The organism is Nonomuraea sp. NPDC050556, from assembly GCF_044457355.1.
GTDB lineage: Bacteria > Actinomycetota > Actinomycetes > Streptosporangiales > Streptosporangiaceae > Nonomuraea.
Window position 1 is genome coordinate 3,328,436 of the sequence record NZ_JBITGU010000001.1, and the last position, 18,746, is coordinate 3,347,181.

General features: G+C 69.2%; 19 protein-coding genes. 7 read left to right on the forward strand and 12 right to left on the reverse strand.

The window, feature by feature from the left end; translation table 11 throughout:
- Positions 1–90: 90 nt before the first annotated feature.
- Positions 91–1,992, reverse strand: coding sequence for a thiamine pyrophosphate-binding protein (locus tag ACIBG8_RS15790; protein WP_397343430.1), 1,902 nt, complete (start codon positions 1,990–1,992; stop codon positions 91–93).
- On the reverse strand, positions 1,989–2,762 hold the full coding sequence (locus tag ACIBG8_RS15795; RefSeq protein ID WP_397343431.1) for a cyclase family protein: 774 nt from the start codon (positions 2,760–2,762) through the stop codon (positions 1,989–1,991). The genes ACIBG8_RS15790 and ACIBG8_RS15795 overlap by 4 nt, the downstream gene beginning before the upstream one ends.
- Before the next feature lie 68 nt (positions 2,763–2,830).
- Here ACIBG8_RS15795 and ACIBG8_RS15800 point away from each other — a divergent pair, with 68 nt between their 5' ends.
- Positions 2,831–4,324, forward strand: a complete 1,494-nt coding sequence (locus ACIBG8_RS15800) for an NAD(P)-binding domain-containing protein (RefSeq protein WP_397343432.1) — start codon at positions 2,831–2,833, stop codon at positions 4,322–4,324.
- Here ACIBG8_RS15800 and ACIBG8_RS15805 read toward each other — a convergent pair.
- From ACIBG8_RS15805 to ACIBG8_RS15845, 9 genes are all read right to left on the reverse strand, one after another.
- Positions 4,278–4,805 (reverse strand): RNA polymerase sigma factor, encoded by a 528-nt coding sequence (locus ACIBG8_RS15805; protein ID WP_397343433.1) that lies wholly within the window; start codon positions 4,803–4,805, stop codon positions 4,278–4,280. The genes ACIBG8_RS15800 and ACIBG8_RS15805 overlap by 47 nt on opposite strands.
- A gap of 13 nt (positions 4,806–4,818) precedes the next feature.
- A complete protein-coding gene (locus ACIBG8_RS15810; protein ID WP_397343434.1) occupies positions 4,819–5,631 on the reverse strand; it encodes a carbohydrate ABC transporter permease in 813 nt (270 codons plus the stop codon).
- The gene (locus tag ACIBG8_RS15815) at positions 5,628–6,488 is read right to left on the reverse strand and encodes a carbohydrate ABC transporter permease (protein ID WP_397343435.1); all 861 of its coding nucleotides are present in this window, start codon (positions 6,486–6,488) and stop codon (positions 5,628–5,630) included. Before ACIBG8_RS15815 ends, ACIBG8_RS15810 begins: the two co-directional genes overlap by 4 nt.
- Positions 6,485–7,738, reverse strand: coding sequence for an ABC transporter substrate-binding protein (locus tag ACIBG8_RS15820; protein ID WP_397343436.1), 1,254 nt, complete (start codon positions 7,736–7,738; stop codon positions 6,485–6,487). Before ACIBG8_RS15820 ends, ACIBG8_RS15815 begins: the two co-directional genes overlap by 4 nt.
- Complete coding sequence (locus ACIBG8_RS15825) at positions 7,735–9,006, reverse strand: alpha-glucosidase/alpha-galactosidase (protein WP_397343437.1); 1,272 nt, start codon at positions 9,004–9,006, stop codon at positions 7,735–7,737. The genes ACIBG8_RS15820 and ACIBG8_RS15825 overlap by 4 nt, the downstream gene beginning before the upstream one ends.
- Positions 9,003–9,785, reverse strand: a complete 783-nt coding sequence (locus tag ACIBG8_RS15830) for an endo alpha-1,4 polygalactosaminidase (protein WP_397343438.1) — start codon at positions 9,783–9,785, stop codon at positions 9,003–9,005. The genes ACIBG8_RS15825 and ACIBG8_RS15830 overlap by 4 nt, the downstream gene beginning before the upstream one ends.
- Before the next feature lie 198 nt (positions 9,786–9,983).
- On the reverse strand, positions 9,984–10,238 hold the full coding sequence (locus ACIBG8_RS15835; protein WP_397343439.1) for a Smr/MutS family protein: 255 nt from the start codon (positions 10,236–10,238) through the stop codon (positions 9,984–9,986).
- Positions 10,239–10,244: 6 nt separating this feature from the next.
- A complete protein-coding gene (locus ACIBG8_RS15840; RefSeq protein ID WP_397343440.1) occupies positions 10,245–10,841 on the reverse strand; it encodes a hypothetical protein in 597 nt (198 codons plus the stop codon).
- 22 nt (positions 10,842–10,863) lie between these two features.
- On the reverse strand, positions 10,864–11,292 hold the full coding sequence (locus ACIBG8_RS15845; RefSeq protein ID WP_397343441.1) for a CBS domain-containing protein: 429 nt from the start codon (positions 11,290–11,292) through the stop codon (positions 10,864–10,866).
- 408 nt (positions 11,293–11,700) lie between these two features.
- Here ACIBG8_RS15845 and ACIBG8_RS15850 point away from each other — a divergent pair, with 408 nt between their 5' ends.
- Genes ACIBG8_RS15850 through ACIBG8_RS15860 form a run of 3 tightly spaced genes read left to right on the forward strand, consistent with a single transcriptional unit; the run spans position 11,701 to position 14,429 of the window.
- Complete coding sequence (locus ACIBG8_RS15850) at positions 11,701–12,342, forward strand: GPP34 family phosphoprotein (RefSeq protein WP_397343442.1); 642 nt, start codon at positions 11,701–11,703, stop codon at positions 12,340–12,342.
- Positions 12,343–12,363: 21 nt separating this feature from the next.
- On the forward strand, positions 12,364–13,854 hold the full coding sequence (locus ACIBG8_RS15855; protein ID WP_397343443.1) for an APC family permease: 1,491 nt from the start codon (positions 12,364–12,366) through the stop codon (positions 13,852–13,854).
- Complete coding sequence (locus tag ACIBG8_RS15860; protein ID WP_397343444.1) at positions 13,851–14,429, forward strand: GNAT family N-acetyltransferase; 579 nt, start codon at positions 13,851–13,853, stop codon at positions 14,427–14,429. Before ACIBG8_RS15855 ends, ACIBG8_RS15860 begins: the two co-directional genes overlap by 4 nt.
- 6 nt (positions 14,430–14,435) lie before the next feature.
- Here the strand turns inward: ACIBG8_RS15860 and ACIBG8_RS15865 are convergent, their stop codons facing one another.
- The gene (locus ACIBG8_RS15865; RefSeq protein ID WP_397343445.1) at positions 14,436–15,122 is read right to left on the reverse strand and encodes an alpha/beta fold hydrolase; all 687 of its coding nucleotides are present in this window, start codon (positions 15,120–15,122) and stop codon (positions 14,436–14,438) included.
- Between the two features lie 152 nt (positions 15,123–15,274).
- Between ACIBG8_RS15865 and ACIBG8_RS15870 the strand changes: the two genes are divergently transcribed.
- The 3 genes from ACIBG8_RS15870 (at position 15,275) to ACIBG8_RS15880 (ending at position 18,746) form a co-directional block, all read left to right on the forward strand.
- Entirely contained in the window at positions 15,275–16,672 is a 1,398-nt protein-coding gene (locus ACIBG8_RS15870) for an aminopeptidase P family protein (protein ID WP_397343446.1), read from the forward strand.
- Positions 16,673–17,136: 464 nt separating this feature from the next.
- The gene (locus tag ACIBG8_RS15875) at positions 17,137–17,934 is read left to right on the forward strand and encodes an MlaE family ABC transporter permease (RefSeq protein WP_397343447.1); all 798 of its coding nucleotides are present in this window, start codon (positions 17,137–17,139) and stop codon (positions 17,932–17,934) included.
- Positions 17,934–18,746, forward strand: a complete 813-nt coding sequence (locus ACIBG8_RS15880) for an ABC transporter permease (protein WP_397343448.1) — start codon at positions 17,934–17,936, stop codon at positions 18,744–18,746. The genes ACIBG8_RS15875 and ACIBG8_RS15880 overlap by 1 nt, the downstream gene beginning before the upstream one ends.

Here is an 18,746-nt window from a genome sequence, read left to right on the forward strand (position 1 = left end):
CTCACAGCCGCCGACCCCTCACGTCCTCACGCCCCCCTCACGCCCTCACATCCCCTTCGCGCCCTCACCCCACGTATAGACGTGGGGTTGTCAGTGGCCCTTGAAGGCCTCTTCCAGCCACCAGGAGCCGTGGTCCTTTGTCACCTTTGCGTGGACCAGCAAAGGGCGGTCTCGTGGGCCCTTGAGCCAGTTGGCGACCTCGACGAGGTCCTCAGCGGCGGTCACCGTGACGGCGGCGCAGCCGTACCCTCTGGCGATCGCGGCGAAGTCGGTGGGTGGGAAGGTGATCGTGTCGCGCGGGCCGTCGGTGAAGTGGTGGACCTCGGCGCCATACCCCTCGTCGTCGTAGATCACGATGACCATGGGCAGGCGCAGGCGGACCACCGTCTCCAGTTCCGAGATGCCCATCAGCGCGCCGCCGTCGCCCAGGGCGGCCACGGGAAGGCGGCCGGGGTGGGCGAGGGCGGCGCCGATCGCGCTGGCCAGGCCCAGGCCTATGGACTGGAACGCCTGGGTGAAGCAGAAGCCGTTCTCGTCGGGGACGTCGAGGAACATGGCTGGATATCCCATGAAGTTTCCGGAGTCGGTGGCGATGACCCGTTCGGCGGGGAGGAGGTCGTCCAGGCCGATGGTGAGCGTCCTGGGGTCGATGCGGCCGTCGCCGGTCTCGTCCGTGTACGGCACGTCGCGCCACCGCCGCTCCCCCGCGATCCGACCGCGCATCTCATCCGTGCGATACCGCTCCTCATCCGCGCGAGAACGCTCTCCAGCCGTACCAGAGCGCCCCTCTAGCGCGCGAGAACCCTCCTCGGGTGTGCGGTGCCGCTCCTCCGGCGCGTGGTGCCGCTCCTCGGGCGGGTGGGAACGCTCTTCGCGCGGGTGGTCCTTGCCGGTGTCGGGTGGTTTCACCAGGGAGAGCATGGCCTGGTCTGTGTTGGGTGGTTTCACCAGGGAGAGGACGGCCTGGGCCACGCTCGCCACGTCGCCCTGGACGCCGAGGTCCACCGGCACGTGCCTGCCGATGGCGTCCGGATCGACGTCGACCTGGGCGATCTTCGTGCCGGGGGTGAGCAGGGTGCCGTGGCGGGTGGTCCACATGTTGAGTGCGCACCCCCACCCCACGACGAGGTCGGCGCCCTGGATGAGCTCCACGGCCAACGGTGTGGCGAACCCGCCGCTGATGTCGAGATCCCACGGACTGCCACGGAACAACCCCTTGGCGACGGCCGAGGTCGCCAGCAACGCCCCGGTCGCGTCGGCCAGCGCCTCCAGCTCCCGCCGCGCCCCCCGAGCCCCCCGCCCGGCGACGAACACCGGCCGCCGCGCCCGCGAAAGCGCCTCCGCCAGCACCGAAGGCACGCCGACCGGCGAAGCGCCCCCACCGAGCGGTGACGCGCCCCCGACGACCGGCGAAGCCGTTCCGGCAGATAGGGCAATCCCACCAGCGTGCGTGCTGGGCATGCGATCGCGGGCCATCGCGGCCAGGATCTCCAGCCGACCCTCCACGTCCCCCGCGTCCGCCGCCTGGACGTCCAGTGGCAGGTTGAGCAGCACTGTGCGCCGCTGCTCCCAAGCCACCCGGAACGCCGTCAACGCCTCCTGCACGGCGTTCTCCACGCTGACCCGCAGCGCCACCGCGCCCACCGCCACCGCCAGCCCCGCCTGGTCGACGAAGAAGTTCGAGTGCGGTTGTGAAGCCTCCGCCGCCAGCACCACCAGCGGCGTCCTGCTCTTGGCCGCCTCCGTGAGGCCCGTCATCGCGTTCGTCAGCCCAGGCCCCTGGTGCACCGAGAGCACGCCGACGGTCCCGCTCATCCTGGCGTAGGCGTCCGCCATCGTGGCGGCCCCGCCCTCGTGCCTGGCGGCCACGTACCGCGCCCCCGAGGCGACGAGGGCGTTGGTCACCTGGTAGTTGCCGCTCCCGACGACGCCGAAGACCGTGTCCACCCCGGCCAGCGCCAGCGCGCGGCCGACGGCGGCCGCGACGTTCACCTTTCGACCAGGGCGAGCACCCGCACCGGGCTTCCCGACCCGCCCACGATCGGCAGCGGCGGTGCGAGTACGACCGCGCCGGTCACCGGCAGCCGGTCGAGGTTGCGCAGCTGGGTCAGGCCGTACTTGCCCGCCCCCAGCAGGAACGAGTGGCACGGGAACGGCGGGTCGAAGGAGTGCGCGGCCCCCGCGTCCGTGCCGACCGTCTCCACGCCGACCCCGAGGATCGGCGTCGAGGACGCCAGCCACTGGGCGCACTCGACGGAGATGCCCGGCGTGTGCGGCCCGGTGTCGTCGGCGTTGAGAAAACGTCCCGCGTCGTCGGAGCGCGCGTCCCAGCCGGTGCGGTAGAGCAGCCACCCGCCGTCGGGCAGCGGCCCGTTGTCCCGCTCCCAGGCGCGCACGTGGTCGATCTGCAGCAGGAAGTCCGGGTCCTTGCCCGCCTCTGCGGCGAAGTCGAGCACGACCGCCGGGGCGAGGAGGTTGCCGACGGGCACCTGGGAGACGTCCTGCCCGTCGCGGGCGGTCACCCAGTGGACGGGCGCGTCGAAGTGGGTGCCGGTGTGCTCGCCGGTGTGGATGTCGTTCCAGTACCAGGCGGGCCCGCGGTCGTCGTAGCGGCTGATCTCCTCCAGCCGGAAGGGGATGGTGTTGCCGAACGGCGGAGGTAGCTGGAGGATCGGCGTCGACGACGAGAGCGGCGCCGTCAGGTCGATGACTTCGATCGTGCCGTTGCGCACGCTGTCCACGAGATTGCGTAGTACCGACATGTTCGCATCCTCCTACGCAGGAGGTCGCTGAGGAATCCCGGCGGCCTCCGGAACCCGTATTACCTGGCATGGACTACGTCGTGATCGGCGCCGGCCCCGCCGGACTGCAGCTGGCCCACTTCCTCCAGCGCGCGGGCAGGGACCACGTGGTGCTCGAGGCAGGACAGACCCCGGGAACCTTCTACAGGACGTTCCCCAGACACCGCCAGATGATCTCCATCAACAAGCCGCACACCGGGTGGGACGACGACGAGCGCCCCCTGCGCGTCGACTGGAACTCGCTGCTCAGCGACGACCCGGAGCTCCGCTTCACCCGCTACACCGACAGGTACTTCCCGCACGCCGACGACTACGTGCGCTACCTGACCGACTTCGGCAAGAGCCTCGACATCCGGTACGGCTGCCGCGTCACGAACCTGGCGCGAGGCTTCGAGATCACCTGCGAGTCCGGCGAGGTCTTCGAGGCGTCGAAGGTCGTCGTCGCGACCGGGTTCGGCGCGATGAACATCCCCGACATCCCCGGCATCGAGCTCACCGAGCGCTACTGGGACGTCTCCACCGACCCCGACGACTTCACCGACCAGCGGGTGCTCATCATCGGCAAGGGCAACTCGGCCTTCGAGACCGCCGACAACCTCGTCGAGCGGGCCGCGATCATCCACGTGGCCGGGCCGCGGTCTATCAGGTTCGCCTGGCGTACCCACTTCATCGGCCACCTGCGCGCCGTCAACAACAACTTCCTCGACACCTACCAGCTCAAGACGCAGAACATGGTGCTGGACGGCGACGTGCTGAGCATCGAGCGCGAGGGCAGCGGCTTCGCCGTCACCTTCGCCTACGCCCGCAGGGACAAGGTCGTCAGGCTCACCTACGACCGGGTCATCACGTGCACCGGGTTCCGCATGGACACCTCGTTCTTCGCCGGCGACTGCCGCCCGGAGATGACGATCAACGGGCGGCTGCCGCTGCTCACCCCCGAGTGGGAGTCCGTCAACGTCCCCGGGCTGTTCTTCACCGGGACGCTCACCCAGTCGCGCGACTTCAAGAAGCACACCAGCGCGTTCATCCACGGCTTCCGCTACGGCATCAGGGCCATGACCCGCATGTTCGACCAGCGTTTCCACGGGGTCGAGTGGCCGTGCAGGCAGCTCGCGCCCGACGGGTGGGCGCGAGCCGTACTCGACCGGTTGAACGGGACGTCGGCGCTGTTCCAGCAGTTCGGGTTCCTGTGTGACGTGATCACCCCGGACGGGCGCTACTACGAGGAGATGCCCGTCGACTACGTGCCGTTCGACGACTGCTACCTGATCACGCTCGACTACGGCGCGGGTCACGACGCGATCGACCCGTTCGACGTGCCGGCCGGGCGGGCGTGGGAGGACGACCCGTCCCACGAGGACCGCTACCTCCACCCCGTCGTACGGCACCGCCGGGGCGGGAAGACCGTCGCCACCCTCCACCTGCCCGAGGACCTGTTCAACGAGTGGACCGACGACCAGCCGCTGCGCGCCTTCTTCAGCCCCGCTCCAGCGCCTGGCGCAGGCGGGCCTGACCCCGCCTGATCCGCGTCTTCGCGGTCCCCAGGGGGATGCCCTCGCGCGCGGCGATCTCCCTGGCCGTCAGCCCGAAGCAGGCCGCCAGCACCACCGGCCTGCTCTGGGCGGCGGGTAAGGCGCTCAGCGAGGCGTGCAGCAGCCCGGCCGACGCGGGTTCGTGCCCCGGGTGCTCGGCGGCGAGCAGGGCGGGCAGCATGGACGGCTCGACCGGGTGGTCGCGGCGCCGCCGTACCGCGTCGACGGCCAGGTTGCGGGCGATCGTCAGCAGCCAGGTCGACGCGCGGCCCCGCGCGGCGTCGAACGCGGCCGCGTGCCGCCACGCGCGGACGAACGCGTCCTGGGCCACCTCCTCGGCCAGACCGGCGTCGCCCACCACGCTCAGCGCGAGCCCGAAGACCCGGTCGTGGAAACGCCGCACGAACGCCGCCGTCGCGTCGGCGTCGCCGGAAGCCATGCCGTCGATGAGCGAGTCGTCGGTGGGGCCCACACAACACAGGGTTTCATCCTTTGAGCCCGCTGAAACTCATCGTGGCCACGAAATGACGTTGCGCCAGGACGAACGCCAGCACGAGCGGCAGCACCGCCACCACGTTGCCCGCCATGAGCGCCGACCACTCGGTGTGCCTGGCCCCGGCGAAGGTGGCCAGGCCCATCTGCAGCGTGTAGTTCTCCTCGGTGCTGATCGCGATCAGCGGCCAGATGAGGTCGTTCCACGCGCCCAGCAGCGTGAACACCACCAGCGTCGCCAGTGCGGGCCTGGCCAGCGGCAGCACGACGCGGAACAGCACGCCGAGCCTGGTGCAGCCGTCGATCACCGCCGCCTCCTCCAGCTCCTTCGGCAGCGACAGGAAGAACTGCCGCATGAGGAACACGCCGAACGCCGAGGCCAGCCACGGCACGATGGCCGCGCCGAGCGTGTCGATCAGCCCGAGGTTCCTGAACAGCAGGAACGTGGGGATCATCAGCACCTGGGTGGGGATCATGATGGTCGCCATCACCGCGGTGAACGCCACTCCCCTGCCGCGGAACGGGATGCGGGCGAAGCCGTACCCGGCCAGCGCGCAGAGGACCACGTGACCCGCCACGGCGGCCGCGGCGACCAGGGTGGTGTTGAGCAGCCAGCGCGGGTAGGCGTCCTCGGTGAAGATGCGGTGGAAGCCGTCGAGCGAGAACTGCGACGGCCAGAGCCTCGGCGGGTAGCGGTTGATCTCCGCGTCCGGCATGAACGCGGTCAGGACCATCCAGACCAGCGGCGCGGCGAACAGCAGCGCCGTCGGCATGAGGACCAGGTGGGCCAGCCAGCGGCGCTTCATCGCGTCCTCCACAGGGCCAGGGCCGACACGGCCAGGGTGACGGCGAACAGGGCGTAGGCGACGGCCGCGCCGTACCCGGAGTGGAACAGCTGGAACGCCTGCCGGTACAGGTAGAAGACGATCACGGTGGTGGAGTCGAGCGGCTGGCCCTTGGTGGTGGTGTAGACGAGGTCGAACAGCTGCAGCGCGGTGATGGTCTGCCAGATGAGCAGGAACACCGTCGCCGGGCGCAGTTGCGGCAGGATCACGTGGCGGAAGACGTGCCGCCCCGTCGCGCCGTCCACCCGCGCGGCCTCGACCAGTTCGCGCGGGATGTCCTGGAGCGCGGCCAGGTAGACGACGGCCGGCAGGCCGACGCCGCCCCACAGCGACACCACAACCAGCGTGATCATCGCCTGGTCGGGGTCGGTGAGGAAGCCCATGCCGGGCAGGCCGACCGCCTTGAGCGCGGCGTTGACGATGCCGAAGTCGGGGTCGAAGACGAAGTTGGCCAGGATGCCGGTGGCGGCGGCCGAGACGACGTAGGGGACGAAGATGGCGGTGCGGTAGAACCCGATGAGCCTGATGCGCAGGTTGAGCGCCATCGCCATCGCCAGGCCGAGCAGCACGGAGCCGGGCACGAACAGGGCCGCGTAGACGAGGGTGTGCCAGGCGGCGGCGCGCAGGTCGGTGTCGTCGAGCATCGACCGGTAGTTCCGCAGGCCGACGAAGTCGCCGCCGCTGATCAGGTCGCCGTCCCTGAGCGACAGCAGCAGCGCCCACACGGCGGGGAAGAGCGACAGGCCGACGATGACCAGGGTGGCGGGCAGCACGAACCCCCACCCGGTCAGGTCGGGCAACCACTTCCTGCGGGTCATCGGGTCAGTACGGCGTCGGCCTCGGTGGCGGCCTTGGCCAGGGTCTCGGCCGCTGGGGTGCCGCCGACGAGGGTCTGCGTGATCGCATTGCCGACCTTCTCCGAAAACTCCGGATAGGCCCGTACGGCTGGCCTGGCCTGTCTGGCGTTGTCGAGGTTGGCCGTGAAGACCTCCACGTCAGGGAAGTCCTTGGTGAACTGCGTATACGCCGGAAGCGCCGTGGTCGCCTCGCGCAGCGGCAGGTTGCCCAGCGCGACGCTCCACCTGGCGTCCTGCTCCGGCCGGGTGAGCCAGGTCAGGAAGTCGGTCGCCGCCTTGGTCCGCCGGGCGCCGTTGTCGAACACCACCCAGTTGTCCGGCCCGGCGACGGTCTCGTGGTTGCCGTCGTAGCCGGGCAGGAGCTGCACGCCGTACGAGATCTTATGGTCGATGACGTCGAGCAGCGCCCACGGCCCGGCGATCACCATGCCGATCTTGCCGCTCTGGAACAGCGGCAGGAACTTCTCGCCGTTCTGGTCGAGGTAGACGGACTTGTCCTGGCGCGCCATCGCACCCCACAGGTCCAGGGCCTGGGCGGCCTGCGGGGTGTTGAAGGCCGACTTCTTGCCGTCGTCGCTGACGATCTTCCCGCCCTGCTGCCACAGCATGGGCCAGAAGCGCCACACCGTGTCCTCGCCGCCGGTGACCGGGTAGGCCGTGCCGTACACGCCGTCACGGGTCAGCTTGGCCGCCGTGGCGCGGAAGTCGTCCCAGGTCCAGTCCTTGTCCGGGTACGGCACGCCGGCCGCGTCGAACAGTTTCTTGTTGTAGATGACGGCAAGGTTGTCGACCACCGCGGGTATGCCGACGACCTTGCCGTTCACCTCCGACACCGCCCGCTCCGATGGCCAGAAGTCGTCCCAGCCGAAGCCGGGCGCCTTCACGGTCGCGGTCAGATCGACGGTCTTCGGTGACCTGGCCAGGTGCGGCATCCACGACCCGTACATGTACGCGATGTCGGGCGCCTTGCCGCCGGCCAGCGCCGCCTGCACCTTCTGCAGCATGTCGTCCACGTTGGTGGTGCCAACCGCCGGGACGACCTTCACGCCGGGGTGGGTGGCGTTGTAGTCGGCGGCCAGCTTCTTGATCGCCTCGGCCTGCGTCTCGACCTGGCCGTGCCACCACACCACCTCCACCGGGCCCGTCCCGTCCTGCGCGGGCGACCCGCACGCCGACGCCAGGACCACCAGCGAGAGGAGGAGACGTTTCATCGCAGGCTCCTTTGCAACAGGTCGCCGTGCGCCGCGACCAGGTCGTCGCAGAGCGACCAGATCTGCTCGACGGTGAGGCTGGCCGCGGTGTTGGGGTCGGCCATCAGGGCGTGCCTGATGTGGTCGGGCCTGCCGTCGTTGGCCGCTCTGACGGTGAGCTCGTTGACGCTGACGTAGGAGCGGTTGAGCGCGGCGCACTGCGGCGGCAGGTCGCCGACGGCCGTGGGGCGCACGCCGAGCGCGTCCACGACGGCGGGCACCTCGACGACGCAGCCTTCGGGCAGGTTGCCGACGAGGCCGCGGTTGACGACGTTGGCGTGGATGACGCGCGGGACGCCGGTGACCATGCTGTGGATCACCTGCGGCGCGTACTCCATGGTGGCTTCCACGGCGACCGGCTTACCCGCCCGCACGGCGTCGCGGGCGCGCTCGTAGGCGCGCACGTTCTCCTCGCTGATGCCGAGGTAGGCGCCGATCGGGATGCGCAGCCGTTCGATTTCGCCCGGATTTTTCAGGTACCAGGCGACATATTCGGACGAGTGCTCGCTGGTCTCGGTCGGGTAGAAACCGAGCCTCCGATACATGTCCACCCTGACCCTTCGCAGCAGCCCGGGGTCCCTCTCGATGGCCTCGTCCAGCTTGGGATAGAGGCTGCGGCCCTCGTGCTCGAAGCGCAGCAGCCACGACTGGTGGTTGACCCCTGCCGCCGCATAGGAGACCTCCTCGTACGGCACGCCGACCAGTTCGGCCAGGTCGTGCGCCGTCCAGTGCACCGAGTGGCAGAGGCCCACGACGTTGCGCACCCGCTGCGACAGGTACCAGACGTTCATGGCCAGAGGGTTGGTGTAGTTGAGCAGCCAGGCGTCCGGGCAGACCGCCCGCACGTCGGCCGCGATGGCGTCCAGCACCGGGAAGGTGCGCAGGGCGCGGAAGACGCCGCCGGCGCCGATGGTGTCGGCGATCGTCTGCCGCAGGCCGTACCTGGCCGGGATCTCGAAGTCGATCCTGGTCGCCTCGATCATGCCGACCTGGATCATGTTGATCACGAAGTCGGCGCCGTCGAGGGCTTCCCGCCTGATGAGGTGACTCGTGATTTTTCTGGATATTCCGGGAATGTGGCGGGCGGCGGCCTCGGCGGTGGCGAGCCGTTCCTCGTCGATGTCGTGCAGGGCGATCTCGACGCCGTCCAGCTCGGGCAGCGCGAACAGGTCGGCGAGCAGGCCCTGCGTGAACTCGACGCTTCCCGCTCCCAGGAAGCAGATCTTCACCTGCAGGCCACGCGGTAGGCGTCGAGCTTGAGCCGCTTCTTCATCGAGTTGAAGTTCGCCGCGTTGGCCTTCGCGCAGAACTTGCCGGTGGCCAGCGAGTACTCGACCTGGAACACCGGCTTGCCCGCCTTGACGAAGGCGCTGTAGCCGCCGCACTCGTCGTACTGGAAGCACTCCTCGTTGATCGCGAAGTCGAAGTGCGCGACGAGCTGCTGGATCTGGTCGACGTCGTTCTTCAGCCCGATCGACAGGCCGCGCTTGTGCGCCTCGGCGGCCAGCCAGGAGTTGTAGGCGAGCTGGTCGGAGGCCTTGAGCGGGAAGCCGGTGTCGTTGGTGTAGCCGTCGATGTTGTCCGGCTCGACCGCGTCGAAGCCGGTCGCCCTGCACATGTCGAGCCGGGCCTTCATGATCTCGCCCAGCGGGCCGTTGAAGGCGCGGATGTCGAGCCAGCGCTCGCCCGCCCAGCCGTCGAGGTCCTTGCCGACGACCGCCTTGGGGAACTTCGCCGCGTCCTCGCGCCAGTCCTCCAGGGATCCGGCGCTGATGTAGCAGACGGTCCTGTGGCCGGAGCTCTTCAGCGCCTGGACGACCTTGCCGTCCTTCTTGGCCTCGAAGCCGTCGATGTCGTACATCTGCACGTTGAGGAAGGGGGCCTTGGGGAGGCTGGCGAGCTGCCACTGCCAGCTCGTGTTGAGCGCGGGCTTCCAGATGTCATTGGCCTGCGCGGGGGCGGGCAGCAGGCCCAGGAGCATGGCGGAGACGATGAGCAGGAGACGCATGGTCACTCCTCGCGAACGAAATGGTTCGGGATTTGTGGCGACATGCGCGCTGTTCCGCACTCTCCGGACGGCGTCCTCGCCAAGGACGCCGGAGTGGCGAGGCCCATTTCCGCAGGACTCACGCCAGCACGCGGGGCCGTGCTCCCTTCTGTCGCCGCCCAGGATTGCGCGATCCTGCTTGACTTTCAACCCTTTCAATCACTTATGGCGAAAATAGACGAACAAGCGGCCGTGGTTCTTGGCATCCTTGTCGATCCGGTGGTAGAGCGCCTTGATCTCCTTCTGCTCCAGGAAGCGCAGGACCTTCTTCTTGAGCTGGCCTGAGCCCTTGCCGGGGATGATCTCGACCTCGGTGGCCTTCTTCCTGATGGCCTCGTCGATGATCCCGCGCAGCGCCCGGTCGATCTGGTCGCCCTTGTTGAAGATGTCGTGCAGGTCCAGCTTGAGCTTCATGGGTCCTCATTGCTTGATCCAGTCGGCGCAGCCGCCGGTCTGGAAGGCCTTGTCGGTGGGGACGATGGTGACCGTGGCCGGGCCCTTGGGCATGCCGCTGTCGAGGACGTTGGCCAGGTCGAGCGAGGTGTCCTTGAGTCGCGCCCAGTAACACATGGTCTGGCCCGCCAGGGGGCCCGCGGTCTTGTAGGTGCCCGGCTGGATGTCCCGCCCCACCACGAGCGTCCCGTTTCCCGGGACCTTCGCCTGACTCTGCCCAGCCTGCTGCGTGGGCTGTCCCGCTGTGGGCTGTCCTGCGGTGGGTTGCCCGGCCGTGGGTTGCCCGACCGTGGGTTGCCCGGCGGGGGCGGTCGGCTGGTCCGTGGGTTGTACGCCGGAGGCGGTCGTCTCCGGCCCCGCCGTACCGGGAGACTCGGTCGGCTCCTCGATCGTCACCGTCGTCTCCGGCCTGGTGGGCCGCAGGGTCGGTACGGCGGAGGCCGAGGTGCCCACGCCCGTGAAATAGCCGATGAGGAACCCGAGCACCGCGGCCAGCCCCGCGATCAGAACCACGATCGGCGGACTGCTGGTCGCACGCGGATACTCGGGCGGGCCGTACGTCACGGGGACAAGAGTGCCATCCCGCTCAACGGTGCAGGTAGTCCACCAGCGACGCCTTCTCCGTCTCGAGCTCCTCGATCGCGCTCTTGACCACATCGCCGATGCTGACGATCCCGACCAGGCGGCCGTTCTCGACGACCGGCATGTGCCTGAACCGGTGCGTGGTCATCGTCCTGCGTAGCTCGTCCACGTTGCTGCCCGGACTGACCGTCCTGACCTCGGCCGTCATGATCGAGGAGACCGGCTCGTCGAGGATCGCCGCGCCCCGGTCGTGCAGGCGGCGCACGACGTCGCGCTCGGACACGATCCCCGAGATCGTCGCGCCGTCGGACGAGACCACCACGGCACCGATATTGTGCTCGGCCAGCTTGGCGAGCAGTTCGCGGACCGTAGCCTCCGGGGCCACGGTCGCCACGTCGCTTCCCTTGTCACGCAGGATCGTCCCGATGAGCATCTGCACCACCTCGGCTCTCAGTTAGAGATGACACTCCCCCTCACGAGGCCACGCTAAGCGCCCTCCCCACCCACTTTTCCTTGGGTCCGTCGACATATCGGCCAGGACATAAACCATGCTCTGGCGTTCACCAATGCGGAGCTGTACCGGTTCACCTGCGGGCGAAGGATTAGCGGGCGGGCCGATACTCGTGAACATTGGGCCGGACATTCACGACATACACCCATGTTATCGCTCAATCTCCGTGACGCCTGGGATGTCAGTGAATATCGGGCATGGCGTTTCCCAAGGAATCGCACGATCTACAACACCTCATGATCAATGCCACATATGATCGGGGCCGGCCGAGATCCCCAACAACATGCCCAGATGCCGTCCAGACTGACTCCAGAATTTCACTCTATGAAAATGCTGCCGTTAGCCAGCGAACTGTTTTTGGCGGGGTGGGACACCACCAAGACCGGCCAGCCGCTCATCCACCGCAAGGGACTCGCCCTGGCGCTGGCCGGGGGCCTCCTGGCCGAACTCACCCTCCACGAACGGCTCGCCGTACGGGATGAACATCTTGCCGTGGTCCAGACCCGCCCCACCGGCGACCGCCTGCTCGACCACACCCTGGGAGTCATCGCCGACGCCCGCGAGCACACCGCGATCAGCACCTGGCTGGCCTACCTTTCCCAGCACGCCATCGTCCAGGTGGCCGAGCGCCTGATCGCGGTGCGGCTGGTCAAACCGGTGCAGCCACGCGTGCTCAAGCACCGGCCTCCCCGCTACGAGTTCGACGCCTCCTGGTCGGACGCGGCCTGGCCGCCCGACCGCATCCGCACCTACCTGTGCGAACCGCGTCCGCTCGACGCGTACGCGCTGGCGCTGATCGCGCTGGCCAACGCCTGCGGCCTCACCGAGGCGCTGCTGGACGACCCCAAGACGCGCCAGGACGCCATGACCCACCTCCACGCCCTGCTCCCGGCGGTGCCGCCGCCGCTCGGCGCGATCGCGGGACACGTCCGCGTCGCCGTGGCGGAAGCCGTACTGACCCATCGCACCTAACCCAGAAAGGTCCGTCTCCCCGTGGCTTTAACACCCCCCACCTCGCGCCGCCTGCCCGGCTCAGAAGGCATCACCAACGCCCTTGCCGCCTCCCGCCTCGGACCGGGGGCGGTGCTGTTCTTCGTCCTGAGCGCCGCCGCGCCGCTCACCGTGGTCGCCGGGGTGATCAGCACCGGCTACGCCGTCACCGGCATCACCGGGCTGCCGATCGCGTTCCTCGTCGTGGGCGTGGTGCTCGCCGTGTTCGCGGTCGGCTACGTGGCGATGGCCAGGAAGATCGCCAACGCCGGAGCCTTCTACACCTACATCACCCACGGCCTCGGGCGCCCGGCCGGCGTGGCCGCGGCGTGGGTCGCGTTGCTCACCTACAACACGCTCCAGGTCGGTCTTTATGGAGGCATCGGCGCGGCGGCCGCTCCGCTGCTGGAGCAGTGGCTGGGCCTGACGGTGCCGTGGTGGGTGTTCGCGCTGGTCAGCTGGGCGCTGGTCGGCTGGCTCGGCCTGGCGCGCGTCGACATCAACGGCAAGGTGCTGGCCACGCTGCTGTCGGGCGAGGTGGTGGTGATCGTCATCTTCGACCTGGCTGGGCTGTTCCACCCAGCCGCGGACTTCGCGCTCTCCTCGCTGTCGCCCGCCGGCCTGGCCGTACCCGGGGTGGGGGCCCTGCTGGTGATCGCCGTGCTCGGCTTCGTCGGCTTCGAGGCGTCGGTGGTGTACTCCGAGGAGAGCCGCGACCCCGAGCGCACCGTGCCGACCGCCACCTACACCGCGATCGGCCTGATCGCCGCCCTCTACGCGCTGTCGGCGTGGGCCATGCAGGTCGCCACCGGGCCCGGCCGGATCATCGAGGTCGCCAGGCGCGACGGCGCGGAGACCATCTTCGTCATCGCGGCGGCGCACCTGAGCCCGCTGCTGATCGACATCGCCCGGGTGCTCTTCGTGACCAGCGTGTTCGCCGCCATGCTCGCCGTACACAACACCACAGCCCGCTATTTCTTCGCGCTCGGCCGCGAGGGGGTCCTGCCCGTCGCCTTCGGCCGTACGGTCCCCCGCACCGGAGCCCCACGAGCCGGGTCGCTCCTGCAGTCCGGAATCGGGCTGCTGGTCATCCTCGTCTGGGCGCTGTTCGCCTGGGACCCGGTGGTGAGCCTGTTCTTCGCCGGAGGCACGCTGGGCGGTCTCGGCGTCCTGGTGCTCACCACCGCCACGGCGTTCTCCGTCGTGGCGTACTTCCGCCGCAACCCCGGCGACGTCAGCGCGGCGCGGCGGCTCTGGGCGCCGCTGGCCGCCGCCGTCGCCTTGACCGTGACGTTGTGGCTGGCCGTGACCAACGTGTCCACGTTGCTCGGCGTGCCCGATTCCGACCCGCTGGTGTGGATCCTGCCCTCGGCGTACGCTGTCGCGGCCGCGTTCGGGTTCGTCTGGGCGCTGGGGCTGCGGATGACGCGGCCCGACGTCTACAGCCAGGTCGGGCTCGGCGCCACCGCCCAGCACACCGGGACCCCCCGATGAGCGCCGCCATCCGCACCGCCACGTCCGCGGACGCCGTCGCGGTGACCGAGCTGATCGCCCAGGCCTTCGAGCCGCTGGGGGCGTCCGCCTACCTGGTGCCCGACCTCTCCGTCCGGCGCGAGGTCCTGGCCGGGCAGTTCATCATCATGGTCGAACACGCCCTCGCGGTCGGGCAGGTCGACGTGATCGGCGCCGCCTCACCTGTCGCGGCTGCCGTGTGGTTCGACCACACCGCCCCTGTCCCGCCGCCGCCCGACTACGACAACCGGCTGAAGGCCGCGACCGGGCAGTGGCACAGCCGCTTCCTGCACCTGGACGAGGTGCTGGAGAGCAACCATCCCACCGAGCCCCACCATTTCCTGCTCTTTCTGGCGGTCCACCCGGACCACCAGAACCACGGCCTGGGCAGCGCGTTGCTCGACCACCACCACACCACCGCCTTGGGCGGGAACCCGGCGTACCTGGACGCCGCCAGCCCCGCCAGCCGCGACCTTTACGCCCGCCACGGCTACGAGGGCCGTCCTCCGTACGACATCGCCGCAGGCGCCCGCTTCTGGCCCATGTGGCGCCCCTGACTCGCCTTACGGGCTTGCGGGAGTGTCTCCCGCAAGCCCGTCGAGGATCAGCGCGGCCACGTCGTGGGGCGCCTCGGTGTGCATGAAGTGCCCGGTGTCGAGGTCGGCGAGGGAGAGCAGCGGGGTCTGCTCGGCGGTCTCGGCCAACGCGAGACGGAAGCCGCGCACGTAGGCGTCGAAGGCCGTGGCGACGTCCGGGGGCAACATCGCGCTGAGGTCAGCACCGGTCGAGGAGACGACGAGGAGCGGGCACCGGGGCTTCCGGTATACGTCGAGCAGGTCGAGCGCGTCCATCTGAGCGATGAAGTGCGCCATGTCAGGATCCCCAGCCGTCTGTTCCACCAGGAACGCCCGCATGGTGGCCTCGGCTTCCCGGGGATCGACGCCGTCGAAGGGCCCCGTGGGGTTGGTGTGCCCGTCCAGGTTGACCGCCAGCGGGCACTCAGGATGCTCCGCCGCCCAGAGGGCCGCGACGATGCCACCGAGGGAGTGCCCGGCGACCGCCGGATCCTTCATCCCATGCCGGCGGATGGCGTCCCCCACCCAGTCCACGGCCGCTGTCCACGACCACGTGCCGAGGTCCGGCAGGTCAATGGCGACGGTGCGCACCCCGGCCGCCTCAAGCAGCGGCGCGGCGAGCCGCCAGTCCTCAGAGGTCCGGCCACCGCCGGGCAGGAGCAGAATTTCCGACATCAGCCCATCTTCCCGGATGATGTGGACGACCTTCTGCCATCGGTCGCGCAAGTGTCGGGGCGGGAGGGTGGGGGGTGGGGTGGCATAGGGTGCGGGGGCGGGCGTTGCCCATTAATATGTGAAATACCACTGATCGAGCCTTCAGGGACGCCATGAACGAGCAGCTGAACGTCGGCAGCCACGACCTCCCCATCACCGAAGAACTGGCCGCCTTCATGCGCACAGGCTGGGCCGATACCCGCCGGACCGACCTCGCGCCCCTCGCCGTCGCACCCTGGGCGGCCAAGCGGCGGGCCACGCTCGCCGCCCGGTTCCCGGGTGAGCGGTTGATCGTCCCCTCCGGGGAGCTCCAGGCGCGGAGCAACGACGATGACCATCGTTTCAGGACGCACAGCGCCTTCGCCTACCTCACCGGTGACACCGAGCCTGGTGACGTGCTGGTCATCGAGCCGTCCGGCGAGGCCGTTCTCTATGTGCGGCCCCGGTCACCCCGCGAGGAGGGTGAGGAGTTCTACCGCGACCGCAGGTTCGGTGAGTTCTGGGTGGGCCGCCGCCCCGACCTCGTCGAGGCGCAGGCGCTCTACCAGGTGGAGTGCGCCCACATCGGCACGCTGAAGCTCGACGGGCCGGCGCGGCTCCTGCGCGGGGTGGACTCGCAGGTCGACGCCGGAGTCGCGAAGAACGACGGTGACGCCGAGTTCCAGAGCTTCCTGTCCGAGATGCGGCTGGTCAAGGACGAGTGGGAGGTGGGCGAGCTGCAGTTCGCCGTCGACGCCACCACCCGCGGCTTCGAGGACGTCGTCCGCGCCCTCCCCGAGGCGCTCAAGCACGTGCGCGGCGAGCGGTACCTGGAAGGCGTGTTCGGCCTGCGTTCCCGGCTGGAGGGGAACGCGGTCGGCTACCAGAGCATCGTCGCGTCCGGCGCGCACGCCAACGTCCTGCACTGGACACGCAACGACGGCAAGCTCAACGGCAACGAGCTGCTGCTGCTCGACGCGGGCATCGAGACGGACTCGCTCTACACCGCCGACATCACCCGCACGATCCCGCTGTCGGGCACGTTCGACCCGGTGCAGCGGCAGATCTACGAGCTCGTCTACGAGGCGCAGAACGCGGGCATCGCGGCGCTCCGGCCGGGGGCGCGGTTCCGCGACTTCCACCGGGCGGCGATGCGGGTGATCGCCGAGGGGCTGCACGAGTGGGGGCTGCTCGAGGACAGCCCGGACTCGCTCATGGAGACGGGGCTGTACCGCAGGTACACGGTGTGTTCCAGCGGGCACATGCTGGGGCTGGACGTGCACGACTGCGCGAAGGCGCGGGCGGAGGTCTACCTGGACGGCGTGCTGGAGGAGGGGCAGGTGCTGACGGTGGAGCCGGGGCTCTACCTGCAGGCCGACGACCTGACGCTGCCGGAGGAGTTCCGCGGGATCGGCGTGCGCATCGAGGACGACCTGGTCATCACTTCGGACGGCGCGCGCCTCATGTCCGCGGGCCTGCCCCGCCACCCGGCCGAGGTGGAGGCGTGGATGTCGGTGCTCCTTTCCCAATAGGGGGTACGGCAGAGCCAGGGAGGGCCACCCGCCGACGTGGGTGGCCCTCTGTCATGACCGGTCGTGAGGGCTCACGTGGTACCCGCCGTTACGACGAAACGTCGGGCGCTCGCCAGCGGATGCACAAAAGCCTTCCGTACGGTGATGCCGCGAGAACTCCCGGGGCCTGACGCACCGACGTCACGGCGACCGGCCCGCGCGCCCGAGTGGCGTCGAGCGAGCAGACGGTCGTGACGTCGGCGAGCGCCAGCATCCCCTGGCGCCAGCCGTAACAAAGAGGGGTTTGTTGGGGGTTGAGGGTCCTTCAGGGTTGAGGGGTTGTCGGGGAGGAGGTGGGGGTTTTTGGGGTTGGGGGACAAGGAGTGAGCTGGGTCTCATACCATTTGCTCAAATTCCCCCGAAAGCATCGACTTACTGGACAACCCGTCAGTAAGGTGACACCTCCATAAGCAGCCCACACGGAGGTGCCGGTGGCCCTGAGCGGGTACGTAGGCCGACGGGCCGGGTCCGCGCTGGGCCAGGTCGGTGAGCTGTTCGTCATCGTCCTCGAGGGCCTCCGCCGCACCTGGGACATCCGCTCCTGGTGGTGGGAGTTCGTCGGCCAGTGCTGGTTCCTGGCCCGCGTCACCAGCCTCCCCGTCCTCCTCGTCTCCCTCCCCCTCGGCGCCACCGTCGCCCTCCAGGTCGGCGAGCTCGCCTGGCAGCTAGGCGCCTCCAGCGCCACCGGCAGCGCCGTCTTCGTCGGCCTCGTCCGCGAGGTCGCCCCCATGGCCAGCGCCCTGCTCATCGCAGGCGCCGGCGGCAGCGCGATGACCTCCGACATCGGCGCCCGCCACATCCGCGACGAGCTCGCCGCCATGGAGGTCATGGCGGTCAACCCGATCCACCGCCTGGTCACCCCCCGCATGTGGGCGGCCAGCACGGTCGCGGTGTGCCTGTGCCCGCTGGTGATCCTGGCCGGGGCGACCGGCGGCTACTTCTTCAACGTGGTCGTCCAGGGCGTCACCCCCGGCGCCTACTTCGACGGCGCGCTGTCGCTGGTGGTCTCGACCGACCTGTTCGTCACGCTGTTCAAGGCCTGGATCTTCGGGTTCATCGCCGCCGCCGTCTCCTGCTACAAGGGCATGACGTGCGCGACCAGCCCGGTCGGCGTCGGCAGGGCGGTCAACCAGGCGACGGTCATCACGTTCATGCTGGTGTTCGCCTTCAACTACGTGATCAGCGCCGTGTACTTCCTCGCCTTCCCGCCGAAGGCGTTCTGATGGAGTTCGCACACAGGTTCGCGACGCTGGCCGACTGGCCGCTGTTCGTCTTCAGGGTGGTCTTCTACTCCGTCCGCGACGTCATCCTGCGCCTCAAGTACGCCAAGGTCGTCATGCGCCAGGTCAGCGACGTCGTGATCGGCGTCGGCGCGACCGTCATCGGCGGCGGCATGATCTTCGTGGTGTTCACGATGGCGTTCGTCGTCGGCGCGACCGTGGGCCTGCAGGGCTACCAGGGGCTGCAGGCGATCGGCGCGGAGTCGTTCATGGGCCTGGTCGGCAGCTTCGCCAACGTCCGGGAGATCACCCCGATCATCGCGGCGGTCGCGCTGGCGGCGCAGGTGGGCTCGTCGTTCACCGCCGAGCTCGGCGCGATGCGCATCTCCGAGGAGATCGACGCGCTGGAGGTGATGGGCATCAACGCCTTCACCTACCTGATCTGCACCCGCGTGGTGGCCGCGCTGCTGGCGCTGACGCCGATCTACCTGATCGCGCTGTTCGCCAGTTTCTTCGCCACCCGGCTGATGTGCACGTTCCTGTTCGGGATGGCGCCCGGCGTCTACGACTACTACTTCTACCTCTACCTCCCGGTCAGCGACATCGTGTTCAGCGTGACCAAGGTGGCCGTCTTCGCCTTCACGGTGATCGTCATCCACTGCTTCTACGGCTTCTACGCCACCGGCGGCCCCGTGGGCGTCGGCGTGGCGGCCGGCCGGGCCATCCGCCAGTCGATCGTCACGATCGTCCTGCTCAACCTGCTGCTGTCGTACCTGTTCTGGGGTGGCGGCGGCAGCGTGAAGCTGACGGGGTGA